The following is a 26,071-nucleotide window of genomic DNA, read 5'->3' as shown; positions in this document are numbered from 1 at the left end:
CTTGACATCACTGTTCACTTGGGCCACTACTGATCCTTGCACGACATTGCTGACAACGTTGTCCGTCCTCGTGCAGGGAGGGTACTCGCCGATGGATCGGTACAGAAATCGACTCGGACGGAGTACGGCGGTCGTGATCACGGCCGCCTTTTGCGTGACGGTGGCCTCGCAGGGCGCGGCGGTCGCCCTGCCTGAGGCCGCCCCTCGGGACGACGGGGGGTTCGCCTCCTCCTTCGAGGCGGGCGACCCGGCCCCCGACTGGATCAACAGCGTCGACGACGGCAGGGCCTCGGGCGTCGACGGCGGCTACAGCACCGGCATCCCGGGCAACGTCACCGACCACGTCACGGACGTCCGGGCGAGCGCCGAGAACACCGGCGGCGGCGAGGTGAAGGAGAACCTCGTCGATGGTGAGCCCGGCACCAAGTGGCTGGTCTTCGAGTCCACCGGCTGGGCCGAGTTCGACCTGGACAAACCGGTCAAGGCGGTCACCTACGCGCTGACCTCGGCCAACGACTTCGCCGAGCGCGACCCCCGGGACTGGACACTTCAGGGCTCGACGGACGGCAAGGACTGGAAGACCCTCGACACCCGTTCGGGAGAGACCTTCACCGAGCGGTTCCGCACACAGTCGTACGACATCCCCCAGGACGCCGTCGCCGAGTACCGGCACTTCCGGCTGGACATCACCCGGAACAACGGCGCCTCCGGGCTCCTCCAGCTCGCCGACGTGCAGTTCTCCACGGGCGGTGGCGGCGGGCCGGTGCCGCAGGACATGCTCTCGCTGGTCGACCGGGGGCCGAGCGGGTCGCCCACCGCGAAGGCGGGCGCCGGATTCACCGGAACGAGAGCGCTGCGTTACGCCGGTCGGCACACGGCGGACGGCCGGGCGTACTCGTACAACAAGGTCTTCGACGTGGACCTCGCGGTGGACTCGCGGACCCGGCTGTCGTACCGCATCTTCCCCTCCATGGCCGACGGCGACCGGGACTACGACGCGACGAACGTGTCGGTGGACCTCGCCTTCACCGACGGGACCTTCCTGAGCGGCCTCGGGGCACTCGACAGCCACGGATTCCCGCTCTCGCCTCAGGGGCAGGGCGCCGCGAAGGTGCTCTACGCCAACCAGTGGAACAACGTGGTCTCGCGGATCGGGTCGGTCGCGGCCGGGAAGACCGTCGACCGGATCCTTCTCGCGTACGACTCCCCGGGCGGGCCGGCGAAGTTCCGGGGCTGGCTGGACGACGTGACGATCGAGCGGGCCGCGCCGGAGAAGCCGAAGGCGCATCTGTCCGACTACGCGCTCACCACCCGGGGCACCCACTCCAGCGGCGGCTTCTCACGCGGCAACGACTTCCCGGCGACCGCCGTCCCGCACGGATTCAACTTCTGGACTCCGGTGACCAACGCGTCCTCGCTGAGCTGGCTCTACGACTACGCCCGGGCCAACAACGCCGACAACCTGCCGACGATCCAGGCGTTCAGCGCGAGCCATGAGCCGAGTCCGTGGATGGGCGACCGGCAGACCTTCCAGGTGATGCCGTCGGCGGCCTCCGGAACCCCGGACACCGGCCGTGAGGCGCGGGAGCTGGCCTTCCGGCACGAGAACGAGACCGCGCGGCCGTACTACTACGGGGTGCGGTTCGAGAACGGGCTGAAGGCGGAGATGGCGCCGACCGACCACGCGGCGGCCCTGCGCTTCACCTACCCGGGCGACGACGCGAGCGTGCTCTTCGACAACGTGACGGACCAGGCGGGGCTGACGCTCGACACCTCCGCGGGTGTCGTCACCGGGTACTCCGACGTCAAGTCCGGGCTGTCCACGGGGGCCACGCGGCTCTTCGTGTACGGGGTCTTCGACCAGCCCGTGACGGCCGGCGCGTCGAGCGGGGTCAAGGGGTACATGCGGTTCAAGGGCGGGGCGGTCACCCTGCGTCTGGCGACCTCCCTCATCAGCCTCGACCAGGCCAAGGACAACCTGCGCCAGGAGATCCCGGACGGCACGTCCTTCGAGACGGTGCGCGACCGGGCGCAGCAGCAGTGGGACCGGCTGCTCGGCAAGGTCGAGGTCGAGGGCGCGACCGAGGACCAGCTGACCACCCTGTACTCCAGCATGTACCGGCTGTACCTGTACCCCAACTCGGGCTTCGAGAAGGTGGGTTCGACGTACCGGTACGCCTCGCCCTTCTCGCCGATGCCGGGTCCGGACACCCCGACGCACACCGGGGCGAAGATCGTGGACGGCAAGGTGTACGTCAACAACGGTTTCTGGGACACGTATCGGACGACCTGGCCGGCGTACTCCTTGCTGACGCCCACTCAGGCGGGCGAGATGGTCGACGGGTTCGTCCAGCAGTACAAGGACGGCGGCTGGACCTCACGCTGGTCCTCCCCCGGGTACGCGGACCTGATGACCGGCACCTCCTCGGACGTCGCCTTCGCGGACGCGTACGTCAAGGGCGTCGACTTCGACGCGAAATCGGCGTATGACGCGGCCCTGAAGAACGCGACCGTCATGCCCCCGTCCTCCGGCGTGGGCCGCAAGGGCATGGCGACCTCGCCCTTCCTCGGCTACACCAGCACCGACACCCACGAGGGACTGTCCTGGGCGCTGGAGGGCTACCTCAACGACTACGGCATCGCACGGATGGGACAGGCGCTGTACGCGAAGACCGGCGAGAAGCGGTACAAGGAGGAGTCGGAGTACTTCCTCAACCGGGCCCGGGACTACGTGAACCTCTTCGACTCGAAGGCGGGGTTCTTCCAGGGCAGGAACGCGGCGGGTGAGTGGCGGGTCAAGTCGTCGGGTTACGACCCCCGTGTGTGGGGCTACGACTACACCGAGACCAACGGCTGGGGTTACGCCTTCACCGCCCCGCAGGACAGCCGGGGTCTCGCCAACCTCTACGGCGGCCGCAGCGGGCTGGCGGAGAAACTGGACGAGTACTTCGCGACACCCGAGACCGCCTCGCCCGACCTCGTCGGCTCCTACGGCGGTGTCATCCACGAGATGACGGAGGCGCGGGACGTCCGGATGGGCATGTACGGACACTCCAACCAGGTCGCCCACCACGTCACCTACATGTACGACGCGGCCGGTCAGCCCTGGAAGACGCAGAAGAACGTCCGTGAGGTGCTGTCGCGGCTGTACGTCGGCAGCGAGATCGGGCAGGGCTACCACGGTGACGAGGACAACGGCGAGCAGTCGGCCTGGTATCTGTTCTCGGCACTGGGCTTCTACCCGTTGGTGATGGGCAGCGGCGAATACGCCGTCGGCTCCCCGCTGTTCACCAAGGCGACGGTCCATCTGGAGAACGGGCGCGATCTGGTGGTCCGGGCGCCGAAGAACAGCGCGCGGAACCTGTACGTGCAGGGACTTGAGGTCAACGGCCGTACCTGGACGTCGACTTCACTGCCCCACTCGGTGCTGGCCAAGGGTGCCGTACTGGACTTCGACATGGGTCCGCGGCCGTCGAAGTGGGGCACGGGCAAGCAGGCCGCGCCGGTGTCGATCACCCAGGACGACGAGGTGCCGACGCCGCGTGCGGACGTACTCACCGGCGGCGGGGCCCTGTTCGACAACACCTCGGCGACGGACGCGGCCGTGACCACGGTGGACCTGCCGGTGTCCCGGCGGGCCAAGGGCGTCCAGTACACGGTCACTTCGTCCTCGGACCGCACGAAGGCGCCGACCGGCTGGGCCCTCCAGGGCTCGGACGACGGGACCAAGTGGAAGACCCTGGACCGACGGTCCGGGCAGTCCTTCGCGTGGGACCGGCAGACACGGGCGTTCACCGTGAGGTCCCCGGGTACGTACGGGAGGTACCGCCTGGTGCTCGACGGCGAGGCGGTCGTGTCGGAGGTCGAACTGCTCGCCTGAGCAGACGCGTTGGGGGTCTCATGCAGGGTGTCGATCCGGCCTGGCTGCCGGACGGTGTGTTCCGGCCGATCGGCACCCGGCGGACGCTGATCCGCGGCTCGGGTCCGCTGGTGGACACGGTCCGCGCAGAAGTGGCCCAAGCCTGTGCGCGGTTCGGGGGCGCGGTCGTGCGGGCCGACCCCGACCTCGTGCTGGAACTGACCGGCGACGACGGGAGCGAGGCGTTCACGTACGACCGCCGTGGCGGCTGTACGACCGTCACGGCGTCCGGCGGGGCCGGGCTGCTGTACGGCTTCTTCCATGTCGTACGGCTCGCAGAGGCCGCGTTCCTCGGTGAGGCCCGGCGGGAGCGGCACCGGCCCGGGTTGGCGCTGCGGATGCTCGACCACTGGGACAACGTGTCCGTGCACCCGGTCATGGGCCAGGTGGAGCGCGGGTACGCGGGCGGATCGCTGTTCTGGCAGGACGGCCGGGCGCGCGGCGACCTGGACCGGGTGCGTGCGTACGGCAGGCTGCTGGCGGCCTGCGGGATCAACGCCGTGGCCGTGAACAACGTCAACGTGCATGCGGCCGAGGCGCGGCTGCTGACCGACCGTCTTCCCGAAGTGGCCGACATCGCAGGCGCGTTGAGGCTGTACGGGATTCGCACCCATCTGTCGGTGACCTTCGCCGCGCCGGTCGTACTGGGTGGGCTGGAGACGGCCGATCCGCTCGACGCGGAGGTGCGGGAGTGGTGGGGCGGGGCGACCGCTCGGGTCTACTCGGAGATCCCCGACTTCGGCGGGTTCGTGGTGAAGGCCGACTCGGAGGGGCAGCCCGGTCCGTTCGCCTACGGCCGCACGCATGCCGACGGCGCGAACATGCTGGCCGCCGCACTGGAGCCGCACGGCGGTACGGTCCACTGGCGGGCCTTCGTCTACGACCACCGTCAGGACTGGCGGGACCGCTCGACGGACCGGGCACGGGCCGCGTACGACCATTTCGTGCCGCTGGACGGGGAGTTCGCCGACAACGCCGTCCTGCAGGTCAAGCACGGGCCGATGGACTTCCAGGTGCGGGAGCCGGTCTCACCGCTGATCGGGGCGATGCCGGGCACGCGGCTGGCGGTGGAGCTTCAGGCCACGCAGGAGTACACCGGGCAGCAGCGGCACGTGTGCTGGCTGGGGCCCATGTGGAGCGAGGTGCTGCGGTTCGGGATCGACGGGGAGTCCTCGGTGGGTTCGAGGGCGCACGGTGGGCTGGTCGCCGTGTCCGACGTCGGGGACGACCCGTTCTGGACCGGGCATCCGCTGGCCCAGGCGAACCTGTACACCTTCGGCCGGCTGGCCTGGGAACCGGCCGCGGACCCTGACGGCATCCTCGACGAGTGGATCGGACTCACCTTCGGCGACGGTCCGGCAGCGGGGGTGCGCGCCGTGCTGGCCGGTTCGTGGCGGACGTACGAGAAGTACACCGCTCCGCTCGGTGTGGGCTTCATGGTCCAGCCGGGGCACCACTACGGGCCGAGCGTCGACGGCTACGAGTACAGCCCGTGGGGCACCTACCACTTCGCCGACCGTGACGGCATCGGCGTGGACCGGAGCGTGCGGAGCGGGACCGGGTACGCGGGGCAGTACGCGAAGCCCTGGGCCGAGGTGTACGAGTCTTTGGAAACCTGTCCGGACGAGCTGCTGCTGTTCTTCCACCACGTGTCGTACGGGCACATGCTGAAGAGCGGCAAGACGGTGATCCAGCACATCTACGACACGCATTTCGAGGGTGTCGAGGAGGTCGAGGCGGGCCGGGAGGTGTGGGCCTCGCTGGCGGAGCTCGTGGATCCGGCCCGGCACGCGCGGGTGGCGGAGCGGTTCGAGGAGCAGCTCCGCAGTGCCCGCGAGTGGCGCGATCAGGTCAACAGCTACTTCTTCCGGAAGTCGGGGGTGCCGGACGCCCGGCGGCGGCGCATCTACTGAAGGCGCAGGACGGCGACGCCCCGCGGGTCGAGAGTGAGCGGGGCGCCCGCCTCCGTCTGCTTCCCCGTGAGCAGATCGGTCGCGGTGGCGTGAGCCGTCAACCGGGCCGGTTCCGCTGTGTGGTTGAGAAGGAACAGCAGCCTGCTTCCGTCGGGGGCGGTCCTGGCCGCCGTCTCCAGTCCCTCCTGGTCGGCGTACGGGCCGATCAGGTCGTGGCGGGCCAGGACGCGGCGGAGCACCTGGTTCACGCCGGGCTGGTCGAGGGCGGTGGCGATGTACCAGCCCTCGCCCTGCCCGTACCGGTTGCGAGTGACGGCGGGAGTCCCCGCGTAGAAGTCGGATCCGTACGTGGCGACCGTCTCGGCCCCCCGCAGCCGCACGATCTCGAAGACGAGCCGCCCCTGCGAGGCGAGTTCCGCAACGGGCTGGGTGAACTCCGGCGGGCGGGCGTCCCATTCGTCGATCCGGATGCCCATGAGGGGTGCGAGCGGGCCGGGGACGTCGGCGAGGAAGGCACGGTCGTGTTCGTCGACGCGGCCGGAGAGGAAGGTGGTGAGGACGGTTCCGCCGCGTGCCGCCACCGCTTCGAGGCGGGCGGCGAGGTCGCCCTTGACCATGTGCAGGGCGGGGGCGAGGACCACGTCGTACGGGGTGAGGTCGGCGGTGTGCGGGACGACGTCCACGTCGGCGCCGGCCTCTCGGGCGGCGCGGTAGTAGGCGTGCACCACCTCCTGGTACTTGACCGGTCGCGAGGGGCCGTCGGAGATCTCCAGGGCCCACCAGCTGTCCCAGTCGAAGAGCAGCGCGGTGCGGGCGGGCGTGCGGGCCCCGAGGGACGCGTCGGCCAGCACCTCCAACTCCCGTCCGATCTCGGCGACTTCACGGAACACGCGGGTGTCGTCGCGGCCGGCATGGCCGATCACCGCCCCGTGGTACTTCTCGCAGGCACCGCGGGAGGCGCGCATCTGGAAGTACAGGGCCGCGTCGGCACCGTGGGCGATCGCCTGGAAGGTGGCGAGGCGCAACTCCCCCGGTCTGCGCAGGGGGTTGACGTCACGGCAGGCCGTCGTGGACGGGGTCTGCTCCATCAGCCAGAACGGGGCGCCGTCCTTGAGGCCCCGCATCAGGTCATGGGCCAGGGCGGGCCAGGTGGGCGGGGCGTCCAGGGGCGGGTAGCTGTCCCAGGACGCGAAGTCGAGGTGGGGTGCCCAGCGGTGGTAGTCGAGGGGGCGAAACATGCCCATGAAGTTGGTCGTCACGGGGGTGACCGGGTCATGGGCGCGGATCACCTCCTTCTCGGCGAGGAAACACCCGAGCAGCGCGTCGGTGGTGAAGCGGAAGTAGTCGAGCGTGATGCCCTGGAAGGCGGTGTGATCGGGACCCCGCCAGTGCTCGGTCAGGGCGTTCGGGGGCTCGATCTCGGCCCAGTCGGTGAAGCGGTGCGACCAGAAGGTGGCCCACCAGGCGTCGTTGAGGGCGGCGAGGCTGTCGTACTTGTCGCGCAGCCACTCCCGGAAGGCCTCCGCGCACAACGCGCAGTAACAGACGCCGCCGTACTCGTTGTTGATGTGCCAGGCGAGCAACGCCGGGTGGTCCGCGTACCGTTCGGCGAGCCGGGCCGCGATGCCGGTGGCGAGTCCCCGGTACGCCGGTGAGCTGGGGCAGAAGTTGTGGCGCTGGCCGTAGCGGTGCCGACGGCCCTCGAAGTCGGTGCGGTTGACCTCGGGGTACTTGCGCGCGATCCAGGGCGGCATGGCGGCCGTACCGGTGGCAAGGCAGACCTGTCGGCCCTCTGCAGCCGCCTGGTCGAGGATGCGGTCGAGGTCCGTGAAGTCGTAGGTGTCCTCGGCGGGTTGGGTGAGGGACCAGGTGAAGACGCCGACGGTGAGGGTGTCGATGCCGGCCTTGGTGAACAGGCGGTGGTCCGCGTCCCGGACCTCCTGCGGCCACTGCTCGGGGTTGTAGTCGCCGCCGTACGGGATCTTGGAGCTCGACGGGCTCATTCGGTGAAGTCCTTCTGGGTGTCGGCGATCACCGGACGGCTGCTGTGCAGCAGTGACAGCAGGAACGGGGCGGCCAGCAGGGCAGGGAGGGCCTCGGTCAGTACGGCGGTTCCGGCGGCGGCCAGGACGAGCAGCGAGGCCGCTCCGAGGGTGGCGCGGGCGTGCCGGAACAGGAAGTAGCCGGCGAGGCGGGCGGTGTCCCTTGCCCGGAAGGCGAACAGGGCGGTCAGAACGAGCGCGTGCGCGCCCCAGAGGAGGGAACCCCCACCGATCGCCGCGAGCAGGACCGCCCACCAGCCGGGCAGGCCGGTGGCGGAGAAGTGGGTGAGCGTGAAGGCGATCACGGTGAGCCAGGCCAACAGCGGGGCCCACAACCTCAGCGACGGCAGCGCGTTGAGGCGCCAGCCGCGCCAGTAGGCCCTGGCCGGGCGGAGGTCCACGAGGTCGCGGTCGCGGTGGTGGAGGGCGTACACGGCGGCGGCCGTCGCCGGGCCGAGGGGCAGCAGGCATACGGCGGCGAGGGGGAGGTTGGCCGGGTCGGCACCCAGCAGGAACAGCCCCGCCAGGCCCGGCGAGGCCGCGACGAGCAGCAGGGCCTCGACAGTGACGAGGGTGTGGATGAGGGCGGCGGCACGGGAGAGAGGGCCGGTGCCGAAGGAAACGGCGTTGCCGGCGGCTGTGACCGTTGCCGGGGTCGCGGCTGGGGCCGTTGCGGTGGTGTCACGGACCGGTGCCGCTCGCCGACCGGTCTGGCGGGAGCCGGTGCTCGGGCGGCCGTCGGCCGCTGGGACTGCGGCGGCCCCACGGGCCCCGGCCCGACCGCGGCCCGCCGCCGGGAGGACCCCGCTCACCGCGGCCCCCTCCCCCGTGGTCGGGGTTCGTGCCGCCACCGGGGTGTCTGCTTCTCGGGCGGGTTCGGAGGGGAGGTGGAGGATCACCCGTTCTCCTTCTTGAACCGTTCGTACGCCTTGTTGTGCAGGTCGAGAAGTTGCTGCATGTTCTTCGACTTCAACTCGGCGACGTGCGCGCCCCATTCGGACATCGGCCGCTTGCCGAGGACGAACTTGAGGGTGTTCTGGATCGCGGTGTCCTTGAGCGGGGTGTCCCAGAGGGTCGCCTGCTCCTGCTCGAAGGACTGGAGCGGGTGCGCCGGATCGACGGGGAGTTGCTTGCGCTGGGACATGACGTCCTGGAACTTCTTCTCGTCCGGGCTGAAGTTGGAGGAGACGAGTTCCCAGCTGCCGCCGTAGGTGAAGACACCGTTGAAGAACCCGTAGTCCTTCTGGAGATCCTTCGGGGCGTCCGGGTCGGAACCCATCAGCGAGATCCCGGGCTCCAGCGTGTACTTCCCGCCCGACTCGGTGTAAGTGACGCCTTCCACACCCCACTTGCAGAACTTCTGGCCTTCGTCGGAGTACCAGAGCCAGTCCACGAACTGCATCATCGCGACGAAGGTGTCGCTCTTGAGGGCCTTGCTGGAGATCATGACGCCGTTCTCCAGCCGGATGCCGCTCAGCAGGATCGGGCCCGCCGGGCCGAGCGGCACCGGAACCATCTCGATCTTCGAGCCCTTGACCTGCTTGCCCAGGTTGTAGCGGTAGTTCTGCACCAGCTCCTGCGGGTTGGCACTGATCACATAGGACTTCTCGGCCAGCAGCTTCTGGACGGCCTGGTCGTCCTGCTGGGTGAAGCTCTCGGGGTCCAGCAGCTTCTCGGCGACGATCTTTCTCAGGTACTCGACCATCTGCCGGTAGGCGTCCTGGGTGGCGGTGAAGACGAACTTCTGCGCCTTGGTGTCGAAGCTGATGTTGTCGTAGTTCCAGCCGGCCTTCACGCCATAGGCCTGGCCGAGATAGCCGAACAACGCCCCGCACGGGAAAGGGGTGTTGGTGCTCCAGCGGTCCGTCCACGGGTACTTGTCCGGGTACTCCGCCTTGAGTGCCTTGAGGACGTCGTACACCTCGTCCCATGTCGTGGGCAGGGCCAGGCCGTGCTTGTCGAGGATGTCCGTGCGGAAGGACAGCGAGTAGCCGGACTTGGGCCGCTCGTGCAGACCGGGCAGCAGGTAGTACTTGCCGTCGGACTGGCGGATGGAGTCGAGTTCGGGCTCCAGCCGCCACTTCTTCACCTTGTCCCGGAAGTTCGGCATCAGGTCGACGTACTCGCTGACCGCGAGGATCGCGCCCGACGACACGAAGGCGACCTCGCCGGGGTGGTACGTCTTCGGGATGATGGAGGGGGCGTCGCCCGCGCCGATGAGGACGCTGCGCTTCTTCTCGTAGTCGGCCAGCGGGACGTCGAGGGGTTTGACGGTGATCCCGGTGCGCTTGGTGACCTCCTTCCAGAACAGCCAGCTGTTCTTGAGGGGGTAGACCGGGTTGTCGTTGTGGAGCATCGAGAAGGACAGCGCCTTGGCGGCCTTGAACTGCTGGCCGGCCCGGTAGTCCTTCATGGCGCCGTTCTGCTTCTTGGAGAGGTCCTTGGAGTCGTCTCCGTCGTCGCCGCTGCCGCAGCCGGTGAGGGTGGCGAGGCCGATGAAGCCCGCGGCGGCCAGGATCTGACGCCGCGACAGCTCTCCTGCGTTCTTCACGGGGACTCCCTTGGTGCGTAGGTGAGTTGGGGGTGTCAGCCCTTGACCGCGCCGAGCATCACGCCCGAGACGAAGAAGCGCTGGACGAACGGGTACACGCAGATGATCGGCAGCGCGGTGAGCACGATCGTGACCGCCTGGATACTCGCGCCGACCTGGCTGAGCTCCGCCGTGCCGGCACCGGCGTTGCCGCCACCGGTGGCGCCCGCGATGAGGTTGCGCAGATAGACGGTGACCGGCATCAGGTCGGAGTGGTCCATGTAGAGGAACGCGCTGAACCAGGAGTTCCAGAAGGACACCGTGTAAAAGAGCACCATGGTCGCGACGACCGCCTTGGACAGCGGCAGCACGACCCTGAGCAGGATGCCGTAGGTGCTCAGACCGTCGATCTGCGCGGCCTCCTCCAGCTCGGTCGGCAGACTCTCGAAGAAGGCCTTCATCACCAGGAGGTTGAAGACGCTGATCGCGTTGGGCAGGGCGATCGCCCAGACACTGTTCTTCAGTCCGAGGCTGGTGATCAGGACATAGTTGGGGATCAGGCCGCCGGTGAAGAACATCGTGAACACGGCGATGCCGACGAGCACCCCGCGCCCCTTGAGGTGCTTCTTCGACAGGACGTAGGCGTAACAGGTCGTCAGGACCATGGCGATGGCGGTGCCCACGACGGTGTAGAACACCGTGTTGCCGTAGTTCCGCCAGAACATCGAGTCCTGGAACACGATCTTGTACGTGGTGAGGTTGAACCCCTTGGGCCACAGGGTGACTTCACCGGCCCTGATCTGGCGCTCCCCGCTGAAGGACCTCGCCACGATGTTCACGAAGGGATACAGGGTCACGACCACGACGAGGGTGAGGACGACCCCGTTGACACCCTGGAAGACGCGGTAGGAACGGCTTGTCCTCACCACAGGCTGGTCCCCACTGTGCGGCGCGACAGAGTGTTGGCGGTCGTGATCAGGAAGAGGCCGATGACCGCCTCGAACAGTCCGATGGCGGCGGCGTAACTGAAGCTGTTGGACTCGACACCCGCCCGGTACACATATGTCGAGATCACGTCGGCGGTCGGGTAGGTCAGGGGGTTGTACAGCAGCAGGACCTTCTCGAAGCCGACGGCCATGAAGGTCCCGACGTTGAGGACCAGCAGCGTGATCATGGTGGGGCGGATGCCGGGCAGGGTGACGTGCCAGATCTGCCGCAGTCGGCCCGCGCCGTCGATGCGCGCGGCCTCGTACAGGTCCTCGTCGATGGTGGTGAGCGCGGCAAGGTAGAGGATCGTGCCCCAGCCCGCGGTCTGCCAGATCTCCGAGCCGACGTAGATCGTGCGGAACCAGTCGGGTTCCTGGATGAAGCGGATCTGGTCGTGGCCGAGCAGGCCGAGGGCGTGGTTGACCGGGCCGTCGGTGGCGAGTATCTGCAGGGTGAGGCCCGCGACGATGACGATCGACAGGAAGTGCGGGAGGTACGACACCGACTGCACGAACCGCTTGAGGGAGCGCCGGCGCACCTCGTTGAGCAGGAGCGCGAGGACGATCGGGATCGGGAAGCAGAACACGAGTGTGAGCCCGCCGAGCCACAGGGTGTTGCGGAACACCTGCCAGAACGTCGGGTCGCTCAGGAACATGCGCACATAGCGCAGGCCCACCCAGTCCTCGCCGAACATCGAACCGCCGGGCTGGAAGCGCCGGAAGGCGATCACGTTGCCGATCATCGGCAGATAGCGGAAGACCAGGAAGAACAGCAGCGGCAGGACGGCGAGGGAGTACAGCTGCCAGTCGCGGCGCAGGGCTCGCCGCAGGCCGCCGCGCTGCACGGGGCGACGGCCGGCCGCTCTCGGTGGGTCCTCGATGCCGGGTGGTGGAGAGGCCGACTTGACGGACGTGCTCATGCTCGGTCCTCTCAGACGGAGGCACGGAACCGAAACTTTCGAGCTCTTACCGGTAACTTCGCGGCAACTTAGGGGCATCCAGAAAGCGCTGTCAATGGGTCACGCGTGAGATCTCTGGGGCGAGGGCGAGGTATGGGAGCCTGCACGAGCGGGGTAGAACAGGGAGACCGACCCCCGGCTCCTCCGCAAGTTTCATTACTTGGACCGACTCATGCGAGGTGTCCTGTGCCTGCGTTCGATCTGCCGCCGAGGGAGCTGGAGCGGTACCGCCCCGATGTCCAAGAACCCCCGGATTTCGACGAGTTCTGGCGTGACACCCTGAAAGAGGCGGCGCAGGGCGACCCGTTGGCGTCGGTGCGCCCGGTGGAGAGCGGCCTACGGCTGACACAGACCTGGGATGTCACCTTCCGGGGCTTCGCCGCCGATTCGGTGCGCGCCTGGTACAGCAGACCCGCCGGGGTGCGCGAGCCACTGCCCGCGGTCGTCGAGTACGCGGGGTACGGTCGCGGCCGCGGCCTGCCGCACGAGCGGCTGACCTGGGTGAACGCCGGTTACGCGCATCTGCTGATGGACAACCGCGGCCAGGGCGACCAGTACGGCAACGGCGGCGCGACCCCCGACCCCCACGCCTCGGCACCCGGCGGACCGGGCCCCGCGGCACGCGGACTGCTCGACCGGCGCGACTACCACTACCGCCGCCTGATCACGGACGCGGTACGCGCGGTGGCCGCCGTGCGGGCCCTGCCCGGTGTGGACGGGGAACGCGTCGCGGCAGTCGGCAACAGTCAGGGCGGCGGGCTCGCGCTGGCCGTCGCGGGACTGGTGCCCGACCTGGCGGCGGTCCTGGTCACCGCACCCTTCCTGTGCGGCATCCGGCGCGCCCTGGACCTCACCGACGCGAGCCCCTACGGCGAGATCACCGCATACCTCACCGTGCACCGGGGCGCGGAGGAGGCCGCGTACCGCACGCTCTCCTACGTGGAGGGCGTCTCCTTCGCCCGGCGCGCTGTCGCTCCCGCCCACTTCGGGGTGGGCCTGCGCGACACGGTGTGCCCGCCGAGCGGGGCGTACGCGGCCTTCAACCGCTACGGGGAACTGGCCGGCGTGGACCCCCGCAAGGAGATCCACGCCTATCCGTACAACGGCCACGAGGGCGGCGACGCGGTGCAGGTCCGCCGTCAACTCGACTGGCTGGCAGGGGTGTTGGAGGTCACCCGGTCGCCAGGGTGAACACGTGCAGGTCCGTGTTCCGCGGCAGTCCCACACTCGCGATGCTCTTGCCCTCCGGCGCGGTGAACGGCTTCGTGGCGAAGACGTACGTCGCCACCGGGTCCCGGCCCGCGCCCGCCACGTTTCGGTACGCGGCGCGGGCCACGGTCTCGTTGCCGTACTGGACGGTGCCGCCACCGCCGCCGACGGTCCAGTCGGTGAAGGCCAGTTGGACCGTTCCCGTACTGCCGTCCGTGTAGGTGACGGTGGCCTCTGCCTGCTGGTTGCCGTTGACAGCGCTGCCGATGAAGGACAACCGTCCCACCGGGGAGTCCAGTTGGATGGTCCGGCCGGTCGCCGTGGCGTTGTCGGGCCGCCCGCTCGGCGAGTCCGGCCAGGTGAAGGCCAGGCCGTTCACCGTGCTCTGCGCGCCCGGCGTGAGGCCCGCGGCCCTCAGCGCCTGCCGGGAGTAACTCCAGCCACCGCCGTCGTAGTCGGCCTCGGCATGGTCGCCGGAGTCGTCCGAGATCCCGGTGTTGTCGTAGGCGGCGAGGAGGCTGCCGGGTGCGGCGACCGTGAGGGACACGGGCTGCTCGTACATGGTGCCCTCCGAGGTGACGGCGACCGTGACGTCGTAGAAGCCCTGTTGCGTTCCCTCGGCGGCCTTGAGGGTGATCTCCTGCGACCCGTCGACCACGGTGCCCTCGGCCGGGGTCGCCGTGATGCCGTCGGGTGTGCCGACGCGGAAGCGGACCTCGGGGCTCGTGTCGTCGCCGTGCAGCCGGAGGGCACGGACGCCGACCTTCGTGCTGCCTCCCGGTGCGATCGTCGCCGTGGCCGGACCGACGCCGACCAGGTACGACTGCTCGCCCTCGCGGAAGGACGGCGGGGCCGACTCCGCTCCCCAGGCCGGGGCGGGCGCGGCGGACAGGGCGTAGTCCAGTCGGCCGCCGTCCCGGACGAAGGACGCCGGGAGCCAAGGGCGGTGGTTCGTGCGGCCGTTGACCTGCATCGCGTGGATGTACGGCGAGTCGGCGGCCGCGCCCTCCGCACGGACGGAGATGTCGTTGCCGCCGGGCCGGTCGATCTCGATGCGCGGGAACAGCGGTGAGGCGAGGACCAGTTCGGAGCGGGACGGCACCTGGGGGTACATCCCGAGCGCCGAGAAGACGTACCAGGCGGACATCGCACCGAGGTCGTCGTTGCCGGGGATTCCCTCCGGCCGGGTCGACCAGAGCTGTCGCATGGCGGCACGCACGGTCCCCTGCGTTCTGTAGGGGGCGCCCGCATAGGCGTACAGGTAGGGCACGTTGATGGACGGCTCGTTGTCCAGCTCGGACTTCTCACCGCCGCCGCCGGTGAAGGACCAGTCGCCGTTCTCGTCGTGGAAGAACGCGTCGAGGCGCTCAAGGGCCTTGCCGCGGCCGCCCATCGCGGCGAACAGGCCGGCCGGATCGTGCTGGACCATCCAGGTGTACTGGGCCGCCGTACCCTCGACGAATCCGCTGCCGGTGGCCGGGGTGAAGCCGGTGACCCAACTGCCGTCCACCTTGCGGTCGGCGATGTAGCCGCCGCCCGGGTCGGCGGCGATGTCGAAGCTGTTCTGCCACCACTGGGACCTCGTGGCGAAGGCGGCCGCCGTGTCCTTCTCCCCGGCCGCGCGGGCCAGTCGGGACAGTGCGAAGTCGGCGCCGGACATCTCCAGGGTCTCGGCTGCGCCGCCCCAGGCATGGGAGACGGAGGGCATGTAGTGCAGCTTCAGGTACTTGTCGAGGGAGGGGCGTTGGCCGGCGGAGAGCACCGGCTTTCCGGCGGGCGACAGGTCCTGTGGCGTCGGGACGGTGGCGGCCCGGACGAGCGAGTCCAGTGCACCGTGCAGGTCGAAGTCCGTGCCGCCGAAGGCGTGGATGCCGGCCAGGGCGATGGGTGAGGGATCGCCGTTCATGACGTGGGTGCCACTCGCGCCGTGCAGCCAGCGGTCCCAGACGCCGCCGTTCTGCCGGGCCAGTTCGTACAGGGACTGGGCGACGTCCGAGCCGGTGCGCGGGTCGAGCAGAGTGAGCAGCTGCACCTGTCCGCGGTAGACGTCCCAGCCGGAGAAGGTGCCGTACTGGGCGCGGTGGCCGGGGGCGACGCGGTGCACCTGGTCGTCGGCGCCCCGGTATCCGCCGTCGGTGTCGCTGATGACGTTGGGGTGGAGGAGGGCGTGGTAGAGCGCGGTGTAGAAGGTGGTGCGCTCGTCGTCGGTGCCGCCGCCGACCCGGATCCCGCGCAGCCGGTCACGCCAGGCACCCAGGGCCGCGTCGCGCACGGAGTCGAAGGAGCGCAGGGGCGGGTTCTCCGCGGCCAGGTTGGCCTCGGCGCCCGCTCGACCGACGTACGAGATCCCGATCTTCACGCCGACCTGTTCGGTGCCGGGGGCGAACCGGACGTATCCGCCCGCTCCCTTGCCCGCGACGGGCCGCCCGCCCTGCGTGAACCCGCCCGTGCCGCCGGACGCCTCCAGCGAGCCGGGGGTGAGCCTGTCGTCCTGCCAGGTGCCGGTAGCCGCGAAGGGGCGGTCGAAGTGGGCGGTGAAGTGGAGGGTGTAGTAGGCGCGTTGACCCTCGGGGTCGAGATATCCGCAGAAGTTTCCGGAGGTGACGGAACCGGAGACCGTGCGGGTCGCCGGGTCGATCTCGACCGTCGAACCGGTCGATCCCACCTCGGAGTTGGCGGTGCGGAACAGCAGTGAGGCGGGCTTGTCGGCCGGGTAGGTGAAGCGGGCCGAGCCGGTACGGGCGGTGGCGGTGAGGTCGGCGGTGACGCCGGAGGCGAGGCCCACCCTGTAGTGGCCGGGTTCCGCCGTCTCGTCGGTGTGGCTGAAGTCGGCCGCGTACACCGCGTCCTTGGTGTCGCTCGCCGGGGACGAGGTGACCTCTCCGGCGAACGGGAGGAGCGGGATGTCACCGCTGCCGCCCGCGCAGCCCGTGCCGGACATGTGTGTGAGGCTGAAGCCGCGGATGCGTGTGGCGTCGTACAGGTAGCCGCCGGGAGCCGCCGTGCGGGTGGCGTCGCCACGGGTGTTCTCGGGGCTGAAGGAGAACATGCCGAAGGGTGCGACGGCACCCGGGAAGACGTTTCCGCCGTTCTTCGTGCCGATGAGCGGGTCGACGTAGGCGGTCGGATCACGGACGAGGCCGGGCGGCTCCGGGGTGGCCGCGAGCGCAGGGGTGGCGCCGGTGAGCGCCAGAACGGCGGCCAGCAGCAGGGACGTAGGACGGAAACGCATGATGCGGCCCCTCCTCCTTCGGACGGGTCGCGCACCACAGGTCGCACAAGCCGCGGGGACAGTAACGTGCGCCACGCGTATCACGGAAGGGGGCGGGCGGCCGGAGGGCGCGCAAGCCGGTCACCCGACCGGTCCCGGCGGTTCCTCCAACGGGATTGACCTCGTTGTCCGTTGGAGCGGTAGAGTCAGGCACAGACCACTCGACAACGTTGTCGCGCGTATCGGGTCGTCACAAGCCATGCACCATCCGCGTCGGCCATCCCCCCCTGTGCCGACGCGGCTCGCGGACCCGGTGGCACACAGCCCCACCGGGTCCGCCCTGAGCTAAGGGTTCCTGCAGGTGCTGACGGTGGCTCAGCCGACCCGACAGGGAAGGGTCGTTGCCGTGTCCCCGCCGGAGCCGGTGACGACGTAGCCGAACGTCGAGCTCTGTCCCGGACTGAGCGAGCCGTTCCAGTCGGCGTTGTGGACCATCACGTCCTGGCCCGTATAGGTGGCGTTGCCGTTCCAGAGACTGTCGACCTTCTGTCCGGTCGGCAGGGTCCAGTTGACCATCCAGCCCAGCATCGGGACGTTGCCGGAGTTGGTGACGGTGACCTCGGACTGGTAGCCGCCGCTCCAACTGCCCGTGGTCTTACGGGTGGCGGTGCAGGTGCCGGGGACCGGGTCGGTGGGGTTGCCCGGATCATGGATGCCGGTGACCTCGCCGTTGCCGCCGTCGAAGACGACGTCGGAGCAGGAGTAGAACGTCTCCGCGCTGTCCGAGCGCTGCCAGACCATGTAGATGATGTGGCGGCCGGACTTGTTGGCCGGAAGCTGCCCGGTCCAGGAGTAGTTGGCCTCGACCGTGCCCGGACTGCCGTTGAGCGGCGGGTGGTCGGCGCTCAGGAAGGGCTGGGCCTCCATGTCGTCCCAGGTGAGGGTCTTGGTCGGGTCGAAGCCGTCCTTGGTGACGTAGACGTAGAACCAACCCGGGTGCGCGGCCCAGGCGTTGTAGGAGAAGTCGACGGTCTTGCCCGAGGTGAGGTGCGTGAGCGGCCAGTCGTTGCGGGCCGCGTTGAAGCCGGTGAAGTTGGTGTTGCCGCCGCTGCACAGCTGGCCGTCCGGCACGAAGCCGCGGGTACGTCCGGCGCCGTCCGAGCGGAGCACGGAGAACCAGTTGTAGAAGGGCGTGGTGCCGCTGACCGCCTGCGCGTTCTTGCAGGCGGGGTTGACCGGCTTGATCTCACCGGTGCTGGTCAGCCCGTCCTGCCAGCACAGGAAGGTGCGGCTCGCGGGCTTCATGGGGGTGCCGTGCGCCTCGGCCTTGCCGCCCGCCGTGACGACCAGGCCGAGGGCGGGGATGGTGGCGAGCAGGGAGACGAGGACCAGGAGGAGGGCTCTGGTGCGTGACACCCTCGGTAACTTTGTCAGGATCATGACAGTCCAGTCCGTTCCTTGAGGTACGGGCCGTGCGGGTGTGGGGTTCAGGGTGTGGGGGTGCGGATGCGGGGTTCGAGGTGCGGGGTTCGCGGTGTGGGGTTGCGGTGGAGTGGGAGCTGCATGCGGGCGGGTTCCGGTCCGTCCGAATGGGAGCGCTCCCACTCCACCTTCTGCGGAAGGTAGCGGCATGCGGCCCACTTGTAAACGCCTGCCGCCTCCGCCCGGGCCGTCACACCACCGCCAGGGCCGTCACACCACCGCCGCCGGCTTCCCGGAAGCCGCTCGTTCCTCCGCCCCGGAATCCGTGACCGCCGGAAGTTCGATCGTGAACTCCGTGCGGCCGGGGACGCTCTCCACCCGGATGCGGCCCCCGTGTGCCCCCGTGATCGCCGCCGCGATGGCCAACCCCAGCCCGGATCCCCCGGACTTGGCGTCGGCACGGGAGCGGGAGGTGTCCGCTCGCGTGAAGCGTTCGAAGACGGTCGGCAGGAGGCTCGGCGGGATGCCCGGGCCGTCGTCGCGGACGCGGATCACGCAGTGTGCGTCCGTGGACTCCACCGACGCCACCACCCTCGTACCGGCCGGTGTGTGCATCCGCGCGTTGGCCAGCAGGTTGGCCACCACCTGGTGCAGCCGGGTCTCGTCGCCGTTCACCAACGCCGGTGATTCCAGACTCAGTTCGAGCTGCCAGTCGTGGCCGCCGCCTGACGCCCGCGCGTCCCACACCGCTTCCGCGACCAGTCCCGCCAGGTCCACCTCGCCGGAGTGCAGGGGGCGGCCCTCGTCGAGGCGGGCGAGCAGCAGCAGGTCCTCCACCAGGCCCGTCATACGTGCCGACTCCGCCGAGACCCGCCGCCAGGCCAGCACCGGCTCGATGCGGTCGGTCCCGCGGTTCATCAGCTCGGCGTATCCGGCGATCGAGGCGAGCGGCGTACGGAGTTCATGGCTGGCGTCGGCCAGGAACCGCCGCATGCGTTCCTCGCTGCGCCTCATCTGCTCCTCGCTGCGCTGCCGTTCGGTGAGGGAGGACTCCACGTGGTCGAGCAGGTGGTTGAGCGCGGCGCCGACCTGGCCGGCCTCGCTGTCCGGGTCGGTGTCCCGTGCGGGCACCCGGGTCAGACCGGTGATCTCGCCGTGGCCGAGCGGGGCCCGGGAGACCTCGGCGGCGGTGGCGGCGACCCGGCCGAGGGGGCGCAGTTGCCGTCGTATGACCACGGCACAGACGCAGCCGGCGACGGCGACACCTATGCCGGCGACGGCCGCCTCGACCACGACCAGCCGGCTGATCATGTTCTGTACGTCGCCCATGGGCAGCCCGGTCAGGACCCGGACTCCGTCGCTCTCCAGGACGGTGACCCGGTAGGTGCCGAGTCCGGGGACGCTCCGGGTGTGCTGCGAGCCGTCGGCGCGAAGGCCGGTCAGTGCGGTGCGCTGGGCCGCACTGAGATCCCGCGTCGTCGCGTCCTGGTTCACGACGGCCGCGGAGAGAATGTTCCCGTCGCCGTCGAGCCGGGCGGCGACCATGCCGGCCGGGTGTCCTCTCTCGTGGAGGAAGGCCAGGTCCCCGGCCGGCTCCGGGTGGACCGAGGCACCGCCCAGGCTGCGCTCGGCGGCGTTGGTGACCCGGTCGTCCAGGTCGCCCATCAGATAGGCGCGCTGGAAGAGCGCCGTGGTCAGGGCCATCGCCGCGCACACGACGACGAGCGTGACGCTGACGAAGAGCAGCAGCCGGGTGCGCATCGCGCGCGTGGGCAGCCGCAGGCCACGGAGGTGGCGCAGACGCGCTCGCCCGGTCATCTCCCGTCCTCCGCGGCCCTGACGGCGTACCCGAGGCCGCGCACGGTGTGGATCACGGGCGCCCGTCCTTTGTCGATCTTCCGGCGCAGGCTGGAGATGTAGACCTCGACGAGGTTGCCGCTCCCGTCGAAGGAGGCGCTCCAGACGTGGCCGAGGATCTGCGCCTTGCTCAGCACCTGCCGTGGGTGGCCGAGCAGCAGTCCGAGCAGGTCGAACTCCTTCGCGGTGAGGTGGACCGGTGTGCCCGCCCGCCACACCTCGCGGGTGTCCTCGCTCATGACCAGGTCGCCGAGGACATGTACGGAGTCGCCGGTGCGGCCCTGCCTCGACCCGGCCCGGCGCAGCAGCCCGCGCAGTCTCAGCACGACCTCCTCCAGGGAGAACGGCTTGGTGACGTAGTCGTCGGCGCCTGCCTCCAGGCCGTCGAGGCGGTGTTCCAGGGCGTCGCGGGCGGTGAGCATGAGGACGGGCAGCCCCGGGTTCTCGTGGCGCAGCCGGCGCAGCACCTGGAGGCCGTCCAGGTCGGGCAGCATCCCGTCGAGCACGACGGCGTGCGGTGCGCAGGCGCGTGCGGTCCGCAGCGCGCTGTGGCCGTCCAGCGCCGGGTAGGGTCGCCAGCCTGCCTCGGCGACGGCGACGGACAGCACTTCGTTGAGTGCCGGCTCGTCGTCGACGATGAGCACCCGTACGTGGCCGGTTCGGGACCCGGAGGTTCCAGTCATGTCCCGATCGTGTCCCCGCCCGCTGAGGGAACCCTGTGTTCCACCTGAGGGTGGGTGATGACCTGGGCTTTCCGAGCCCGGCACACGGCGAAGGGCCGCACCCCCGTCGCCGGGGATGCGGCCCTCAACTGCCTTGCCGTGCCGCTTACTTGCGGATCAGGCTGCGCAGTACGTACTGCATGATGCCGCCGTTGCGGTAGTAGTCGGCCTCACCGGGGGTGTCGATGCGGACGACCGCGTCGAACTCCACGCCCGTGTCGGTGGAGACCTTGACCGTGCGCGGCGTGGTGCCGTTGTTGAGCTCCTCGACACCGGTGAAGGAGAAGGTCTCCTCGCCGGTCAGGCCGAGGGACTCGGCGGTGGCGCCCTCCGGGTACTGGAGCGGGAGCACGCCCATGCCGATGAGGTTCGAGCGGTGGATGCGCTCGTAGGACTCGGCGATGACGGCCTTGACGCCGAGGAGCGCGGTGCCCTTGGCGGCCCAGTCGCGGGACGAGCCGGAGCCGTACTCCTTGCCGGCCAGGATGGCCAGCGGGGTGCCCTGCTCGATGTAGTTGCGGGAGGCGTCGTAGATGAACGCCACCGGCGCACCCTCGACGGTGAAGTCGCGGGTGTAGCCGCCCTCGGTGCCCGGCGCGATCTGGTTGCGCAGGCGGATGTTGGCGAACGTGCCGCGGATCATGACCTCGTGGTTGCCTCGGCGGGAGCCGTAGGAGTTGAAGTCACGACGCTCCACACCGTGCTCGGTGAGGTACTTGCCGGCCGGGGTGTCGGCCTTGATGGCACCGGCGGGCGAGATGTGGTCCGTCGTCACCGAGTCGCCCAGCTTGGCGAGGACCCGGGCGCCCGTGATGTCGGAGACCGGGGTGGTCTCCATCGTCATGCCCTCGAAGTACGGGGGCTTGCGGACGTAGGTGGACTGCGGGTCCCACTCGAAGGTGTTGCCGGTCGGGATCGACAGCGCCTGCCACTGGGCGTCGCCCGCGAAGACGTCGGCGTAGGACTTGTTGAACATGTCCTCGCCGATGGAGTTCGCCACGACGTCGTTGACCTCGGCCTCGGAGGGCCAGATGTCCTTGAGGAAGACCGGGTTGCCGTCCTGGTCGGTGCCCAGGGCGTCCTTGGTGATGTCCACCTTCATCGAGCCGGCGAGGGCGTACGCGACGACCAGCGGCGGGGACGCCAGGTAGTTCATCTTGACGTCGGGGTTGATACGGCCCTCGAAGTTCCGGTTGCCGGAGAGGACCGAGGTGACCGCGAGGTCGTGGTCGTTGACGGCCTTGGAGACCTCCTCCGGCAGCGGGCCGGAGTTGCCGATGCAGGTGGTGCAGCCGTAGCCGACGAGGTTGAAGCCGACCTTGTCGAGGTAGGGGGTGAGCCCCGCCTTGTCGAAGTAGTCGGTGACGACCTTGGAACCCGGGGCGAGGGTGGTCTTGACCCAGGGCTTGCGGGTCAGGCCCTTCTCCACGGCCTTCTTCGCGACGAGCGCGGCGGCGACCATGACGTACGGGTTGGAGGTGTTGGTGCAGGAGGTGATGGCCGCGACCGTCACCGCGCCGTGGTCGATCTCGTACGTCGAACCGTCGGCGGCGGTCACGGTGACCGGGTTGGACGGAGCACCGTTGGGGTGGATGGCCGGGGAGTCGGAGGCCGGGAAGGACTCCTTGCCCGCCTCGTCGACCTCGTCGACGTAGTTGCGGACGTCCGTCTTGAACTGCTCGGCGGCGTTCGCGAGGACGATGCGGTCCTGCGGGCGCTTCGGGCCGGCGATGGAGGGGACGACCGTGGAGAGGTCGAGCTCCAGCTTCTCGGAGAAGTCCGGCTCGGCCTTCGGGTCCAGCCAGAGGCCCTGCTCCTTGGCGTACGCCTCGACGAGCGCGACCTGCTGCGCGTCACGGCCGGTCAGCCGCAGGTACTTCAGGGTCTCGTCGTCGATCGGGAAGATCGCGGCGGTGGAGCCGAACTCCGGCGACATGTTGCCGATGGTGGCGCGGTTCGCGAGGGAGGTGGCGGCGACGCCCTCACCGTAGAACTCGACGAACTTGCCGACCACGCCGTGCTTGCGGAGCATCTCGGTGATCGTGAGCACGAGGTCCGTGGCGGTGGTGCCTGCGGGCAGCTCGCCGGTGAGCTTGAAGCCGACGACGCGCGGGATGAGCATCGAGACCGGCTGACCGAGCATCGCGGCCTCGGCCTCGATGCCGCCGACGCCCCAGCCCAGCACACCGAGACCGTTGACCATGGTGGTGTGCGAGTCGGTGCCGACGAGGGTGTCGGGGTAGGCCTGGCCACCCCGGACCATGACCGTGCGCGCCAGGTGCTCGATGTTCACCTGGTGGACGATGCCGGTGCCCGGCGGGACGACCTTGAAGTCGTCGAACGCGGTCTGGCCCCAGCGCAGGAACTGGTAGCGCTCGCGGTTGCGGCCGTACTCCAGCTCGACGTTCTGCGCGAACGCCTCGTGGGTGCCGAACTTGTCGGCGATGACGGAGTGGTCGATGACCAGCTCGGCCGGGGAGAGCGGGTTGACCTTCGCCGGGTCGCCGCCGAGCTCCTTGACGGCCTCACGCATGGTGGCGAGGTCCACGACACAGGGCACACCGGTGAAGTCCTGCATGATCACGCGGGCCGGCGTGAACTGGATCTCCTGCGACGGCTGCGCCTGGGAGTCCCAGCCGCCGAGGGCGCGGATGTGGTCGGCGGTGATGTTCGCGCCGTCCTCGGTGCGGAGCAGGTTCTCCAGCAGGACCTTGAGGCTGTAGGGCAGACGAGCCGAGCCCTCCACCTTGTCCAGCCGGAAGATCTCGTACGACTCGTCGCCCACGCTCAGCGTGCTACGGGCGTCGAAGCTGTTCGCCGACACGACAGTCTCCTTCATTTTGGTGCGCTTACCACCGCATCCTGCCGCCACGCCGCTTGGCCGATCCGCTAAGGTAAGGCTAAGTTAGGCATGCCTTACTGCCAGGATCGGCGGAAGCGTGCGACTGCGGTACGCCTCGGCAGATATCTCGATGTCGAGATAACTCTAGTACATGAGGCCGGGATGGTCATGCCCGGTCTCGTCGTCCCTTGGCATCCCATCGAGTCGTTCGACCGCGAACCCGGTCCTTTCGGCTTCTTTGGCAGTGAACTCGGTCGTGTGAGGTGAGCGATCCGGTAGCCGTCGATGAGACGGGGGTTGCTGGTGACGGGCCGGTGTTCCGAGTCTGCGCTATTGGGGGATGGTGAGCAGGATGCGGCCGTGACCACCGCCGGTGTCGACGTGGTCGTGGGCCTTGGCGATGTCCTCCAGCGGGTAGCGGTCGCGGACGTCGACCGTGAGGGCGCCGACGGCGGCGGCGGAGGTGAGGTCGCGGGCGGCCTGGCGCTTGGCCTCGGCGGGGAAGTCGTCGCTGCCGAGCAGTCGCAGGGTGACGTTGTTGAACAGCAGCGGCCAGAAGGGGATTTCGGTGCGGTCCGTGCGGGTGGCATAGGCGGCGATGACGGCGTTGTTGGCGGCGACGGCGTTGTCGAGGTCGGCGTTGTCGGACAGTGCGACCTCGATGATCCGGTCGACGCCCCGCGGCGCGTACGAGCGGATGGCAGCGGCGGGGTCGCCGGTGTCCAGGGCGACGGCGTGGGCGACGGCCGGGTCGACGTGGTCGAGGTCCGCGGTGCGGCGGACGGTGGCGATCACGGTGGCGCCGGCCCAGTGGGCGAGCTGGGCGGCCAGGGAGCCGACGCCGCCAAGGACTCCGTGGACCAGGACCACCCGGCCGTCGACCGGGCCGTCGGCGAAGACGGTGCGGTGGGCGGTGATGCCGGGGATGCCGAGGCTCGCCCCCAGCTCGTCACTGAGGTGGTCGGGCAGGGGTGGGGCCTGGTCGTCGGGTACGACGGTGTACTGGGCGGCGGTGCCGAAGGGGCGGTAGGACTGGGCGCCGTACACCCAGACCCGTTGTCCGACGCGGTGGGCGTCGACCCCGTCGCCCACGGCGTCGATGACTCCGGCGGCGTCGCTGTGCGGGATCACCCGCGGGTGGGGCATGGACGAGCCGAGCCAGCCGCGCCGTTTCTTGGTGTCGCCGGGGTTGACGCCCGAGACGGTGACGCGGACGCGGACCTCGCCGGGGCCGGGGACGGGATCAGGGAGTTCGCCGACGTGCAGGACATCGGCGGCGGGGCCCTGGGCGTCGTACCAGGAAGCAAGCATGGGGGTACCTCCGGGGGCGGTCAGTTCGTGGGAGCGGCGGGCGCATGCGGATCACTGTCGGTGCGTGCGGTGTCGAATGCGGGCGGCTTCTCGCCGAGGGTCTCGCGCAGCCAGGTCCGTTCGGCGCGGCTGGTGGCGCGGGCGGTGAGCAGCATGCCGCGTCGGTAGGGGTCGGCGATCTCCTCGGCACGCAGGGGCCGCTCGTTGGCGTAGAAGAAGCTCGCCGGTTCTTCCAGGAAGTCCAGCCGTCTGCGCAGCACCGCGTGCTGTTCGGTCACGTCGGGCAGGTGGGAGAGGAATACCAGGACGACGTAGAACCGGGTGAAGTCGGTGATCTCGTGGTCGGCGGGCTTGCGCAGGCGCTGAAGCATGTCGGCCCGTCCGGCCGTGGTCAGGCTGAGCACGTATCGGGCCGCTCCTGCGGCCAGGTCGGCGCGCCGCTCGATCAAGCCCGCCTTGGTCAGACGGTTGATCGCCGGATACAGGCTGCCGTCACTGACCGGCCGCGTGTAACCGGTCAGCTGTGCGACGCGGCGACGCAGCTCGTGTCCGGGCAGGGGTCCCTCGGCGAGGAAGCCGAGTATCGCGAGTTCCAGCATGAGTCCATGTTCGCACGTAAACATCGAATCGATGTGAACATCGATTCGATGTTACGCTCGCGGGTGCCCGCCCAAACGTCTCCGGAGAGGCACAGCAAGATGCCATCGCAGTCCACCGAGTCAGTGATGAACCGTTTCGTCGAGTTCATCAACACGGGCAACGAGGATCTCGCCCGCGAGGTCATTTCTCCGGACGCGGTGTTCCACGCGCCAAGCCACCCGGAACCACTGCGGGGGCCCGATGGGTACATGGAAGTCATCGGGATGATGCGCAGCGCCTTCCCCGACGTCCAGTGGACGCTGGAGGAGACGGTCGCCGAAGGCGACACCGTGGCCGCGCGGTTCACCATGCGGGGAACCCACGACGGTGAATTCTTCGGGGTCCCGGCGAGCGGCAACAAGATCTCGGTGCAGGCCATGAACTTCTACTACCTGGCCGACGGCCGGATCGTCGGCGAACGCGGCCAGCCCGACCTCCTCGGGGTGATGCAGCAGATCGGTGCCCTACCGGCGCCGTGAACCTCGTGGCGCCACGTGAGCCCCGCAAGC

At 69.5% G+C, this 26,071-nt stretch carries 16 protein-coding genes; 4 read left to right on the top strand and 12 right to left on the bottom strand.

Translation table 11 applies throughout. From position 1 onward, the window contains the following. Positions 1-91 precede the first annotated feature (91 nt). A complete protein-coding gene (locus OHT57_RS37275; protein WP_328751172.1) occupies positions 92-3,880 on the top strand; it encodes a GH92 family glycosyl hydrolase in 3,789 nt (1,262 codons plus the stop codon). Positions 3,881-3,900: 20 nt separating this feature from the next. Beyond that, positions 3,901-5,832, top strand: a complete 1,932-nt coding sequence (locus OHT57_RS37270; RefSeq protein WP_328751171.1) for an alpha-glucuronidase — start codon at positions 3,901-3,903, stop codon at positions 5,830-5,832. Here OHT57_RS37270 and OHT57_RS37265 read toward each other — a convergent pair. The 5 genes from OHT57_RS37265 to OHT57_RS37245 all read right to left on the bottom strand — a co-directional run bounded on the left by OHT57_RS37265 (position 5,826) and on the right by OHT57_RS37245 (position 12,310). Next, positions 5,826-7,835 carry a beta-galactosidase gene (locus OHT57_RS37265; RefSeq protein WP_328751170.1) on the bottom strand — a complete coding sequence of 670 codons (2,010 nt, stop codon included), beginning with the start codon at positions 7,833-7,835 and terminating at the stop codon, positions 5,826-5,828. The two genes, OHT57_RS37270 and OHT57_RS37265, sit on opposite strands and share 7 nt — an antisense overlap. Further along, positions 7,832-8,455 (bottom strand): hypothetical protein, encoded by a 624-nt coding sequence (locus tag OHT57_RS37260; protein WP_328753437.1) that lies wholly within the window; start codon positions 8,453-8,455, stop codon positions 7,832-7,834. The genes OHT57_RS37265 and OHT57_RS37260 overlap by 4 nt, the downstream gene beginning before the upstream one ends. Positions 8,456-8,769: 314 nt before the next feature. Beyond that, a complete protein-coding gene (locus tag OHT57_RS37255) occupies positions 8,770-10,425 on the bottom strand; it encodes an ABC transporter substrate-binding protein (protein WP_328751169.1) in 1,656 nt (551 codons plus the stop codon). A gap of 35 nt (positions 10,426-10,460) precedes the next feature. Beyond that, positions 10,461-11,333: a carbohydrate ABC transporter permease gene (locus OHT57_RS37250; RefSeq protein ID WP_328751168.1), complete on the bottom strand. Its 873-nt coding sequence runs from the start codon at positions 11,331-11,333 to the stop codon at positions 10,461-10,463. Next, complete coding sequence (locus OHT57_RS37245) at positions 11,327-12,310, bottom strand: ABC transporter permease (RefSeq protein WP_328751167.1); 984 nt, start codon at positions 12,308-12,310, stop codon at positions 11,327-11,329. The genes OHT57_RS37250 and OHT57_RS37245 overlap by 7 nt, the downstream gene beginning before the upstream one ends. A 225-nt stretch (positions 12,311-12,535) precedes the next feature. Here OHT57_RS37245 and OHT57_RS37240 point away from each other — a divergent pair, with 225 nt between their 5' ends. Then, positions 12,536-13,540 (top strand): acetylxylan esterase, encoded by a 1,005-nt coding sequence (locus OHT57_RS37240; RefSeq protein WP_328751166.1) that lies wholly within the window; start codon positions 12,536-12,538, stop codon positions 13,538-13,540. Here OHT57_RS37240 and OHT57_RS37235 read toward each other — a convergent pair. From OHT57_RS37235 to OHT57_RS37205, 7 genes are all read right to left on the bottom strand, one after another. Next, positions 13,521-16,790 (bottom strand): GH92 family glycosyl hydrolase, encoded by a 3,270-nt coding sequence (locus tag OHT57_RS37235; RefSeq protein WP_328751165.1) that lies wholly within the window; start codon positions 16,788-16,790, stop codon positions 13,521-13,523. The genes OHT57_RS37240 and OHT57_RS37235 overlap by 20 nt on opposite strands. Positions 16,791-17,144: 354 nt before the next feature. Continuing rightward, positions 17,145-18,209, bottom strand: coding sequence for a lytic polysaccharide monooxygenase auxiliary activity family 9 protein (locus tag OHT57_RS37230; RefSeq protein ID WP_328751164.1), 1,065 nt, complete (start codon positions 18,207-18,209; stop codon positions 17,145-17,147). Between the two features lie 252 nt (positions 18,210-18,461). Continuing rightward, positions 18,462-20,009, bottom strand: a complete 1,548-nt coding sequence (locus OHT57_RS37225; RefSeq protein ID WP_328751163.1) for a sensor histidine kinase — start codon at positions 20,007-20,009, stop codon at positions 18,462-18,464. After that, on the bottom strand, positions 20,006-20,731 hold the full coding sequence (locus tag OHT57_RS37220) for a response regulator transcription factor (protein WP_328751162.1): 726 nt from the start codon (positions 20,729-20,731) through the stop codon (positions 20,006-20,008). Before OHT57_RS37220 ends, OHT57_RS37225 begins: the two co-directional genes overlap by 4 nt. 145 nt (positions 20,732-20,876) lie before the next feature. After that, entirely contained in the window at positions 20,877-23,594 is a 2,718-nt protein-coding gene (gene acnA, locus OHT57_RS37215; RefSeq protein WP_328751161.1) for an aconitate hydratase AcnA, read from the bottom strand. A 348-nt stretch (positions 23,595-23,942) separates the two neighbouring features. Further along, the gene (locus tag OHT57_RS37210) at positions 23,943-24,923 is read right to left on the bottom strand and encodes an NADPH:quinone reductase (RefSeq protein ID WP_328751160.1); all 981 of its coding nucleotides are present in this window, start codon (positions 24,921-24,923) and stop codon (positions 23,943-23,945) included. A gap of 20 nt (positions 24,924-24,943) precedes the next feature. Continuing rightward, positions 24,944-25,522: a PadR family transcriptional regulator gene (locus tag OHT57_RS37205; RefSeq protein WP_328751159.1), complete on the bottom strand. Its 579-nt coding sequence runs from the start codon at positions 25,520-25,522 to the stop codon at positions 24,944-24,946. A 6-nt stretch (positions 25,523-25,528) separates the two neighbouring features. On the opposite strand from OHT57_RS37205, the gene OHT57_RS37200 reads away from it, so the two are divergent. Beyond that, on the top strand, positions 25,529-26,041 hold the full coding sequence (locus tag OHT57_RS37200) for an ester cyclase (RefSeq protein WP_328751158.1): 513 nt from the start codon (positions 25,529-25,531) through the stop codon (positions 26,039-26,041). The last annotated feature ends 30 nt before the right edge of the window (positions 26,042-26,071 follow it).

This window comes from Streptomyces sp. NBC_00285 (assembly GCF_036174265.1).
Lineage (GTDB): Bacteria > Actinomycetota > Actinomycetes > Streptomycetales > Streptomycetaceae > Streptomyces.
This window is presented reverse-complemented; position numbering and strand designations above follow the sequence as displayed.

Coding starts and splice junctions, on each gene's coding strand:
- OHT57_RS37275 (WP_328751172.1), top strand. CDS start 92: ATGGATCGGTACAGAAATCGACTCGGACGGAGTACGGCGGTCGTGATC.
- OHT57_RS37270 (WP_328751171.1), top strand. CDS start 3,901: ATGCAGGGTGTCGATCCGGCCTGGCTGCCGGACGGTGTGTTCCGGCCG.
- OHT57_RS37265 (WP_328751170.1), bottom strand. CDS start 7,835: ATGAGCCCGTCGAGCTCCAAGATCCCGTACGGCGGCGACTACAACCCC.
- OHT57_RS37245 (WP_328751167.1), bottom strand. CDS start 12,310: ATGAGCACGTCCGTCAAGTCGGCCTCTCCACCACCCGGCATCGAGGAC.
- OHT57_RS37235 (WP_328751165.1), bottom strand. CDS start 16,790: ATGCGTTTCCGTCCTACGTCCCTGCTGCTGGCCGCCGTTCTGGCGCTC.
- OHT57_RS37230 (WP_328751164.1), bottom strand. CDS start 18,209: ATGATCCTGACAAAGTTACCGAGGGTGTCACGCACCAGAGCCCTCCTC.
- OHT57_RS37225 (WP_328751163.1), bottom strand. CDS start 20,009: ATGACCGGGCGAGCGCGTCTGCGCCACCTCCGTGGCCTGCGGCTGCCC.
- OHT57_RS37220 (WP_328751162.1), bottom strand. CDS start 20,731: ATGACTGGAACCTCCGGGTCCCGAACCGGCCACGTACGGGTGCTCATC.
- OHT57_RS37210 (WP_328751160.1), bottom strand. CDS start 24,923: ATGCTTGCTTCCTGGTACGACGCCCAGGGCCCCGCCGCCGATGTCCTG.
- OHT57_RS37205 (WP_328751159.1), bottom strand. CDS start 25,522: ATGCTGGAACTCGCGATACTCGGCTTCCTCGCCGAGGGACCCCTGCCC.
- OHT57_RS37200 (WP_328751158.1), top strand. CDS start 25,529: ATGTTCGCACGTAAACATCGAATCGATGTGAACATCGATTCGATGTTA.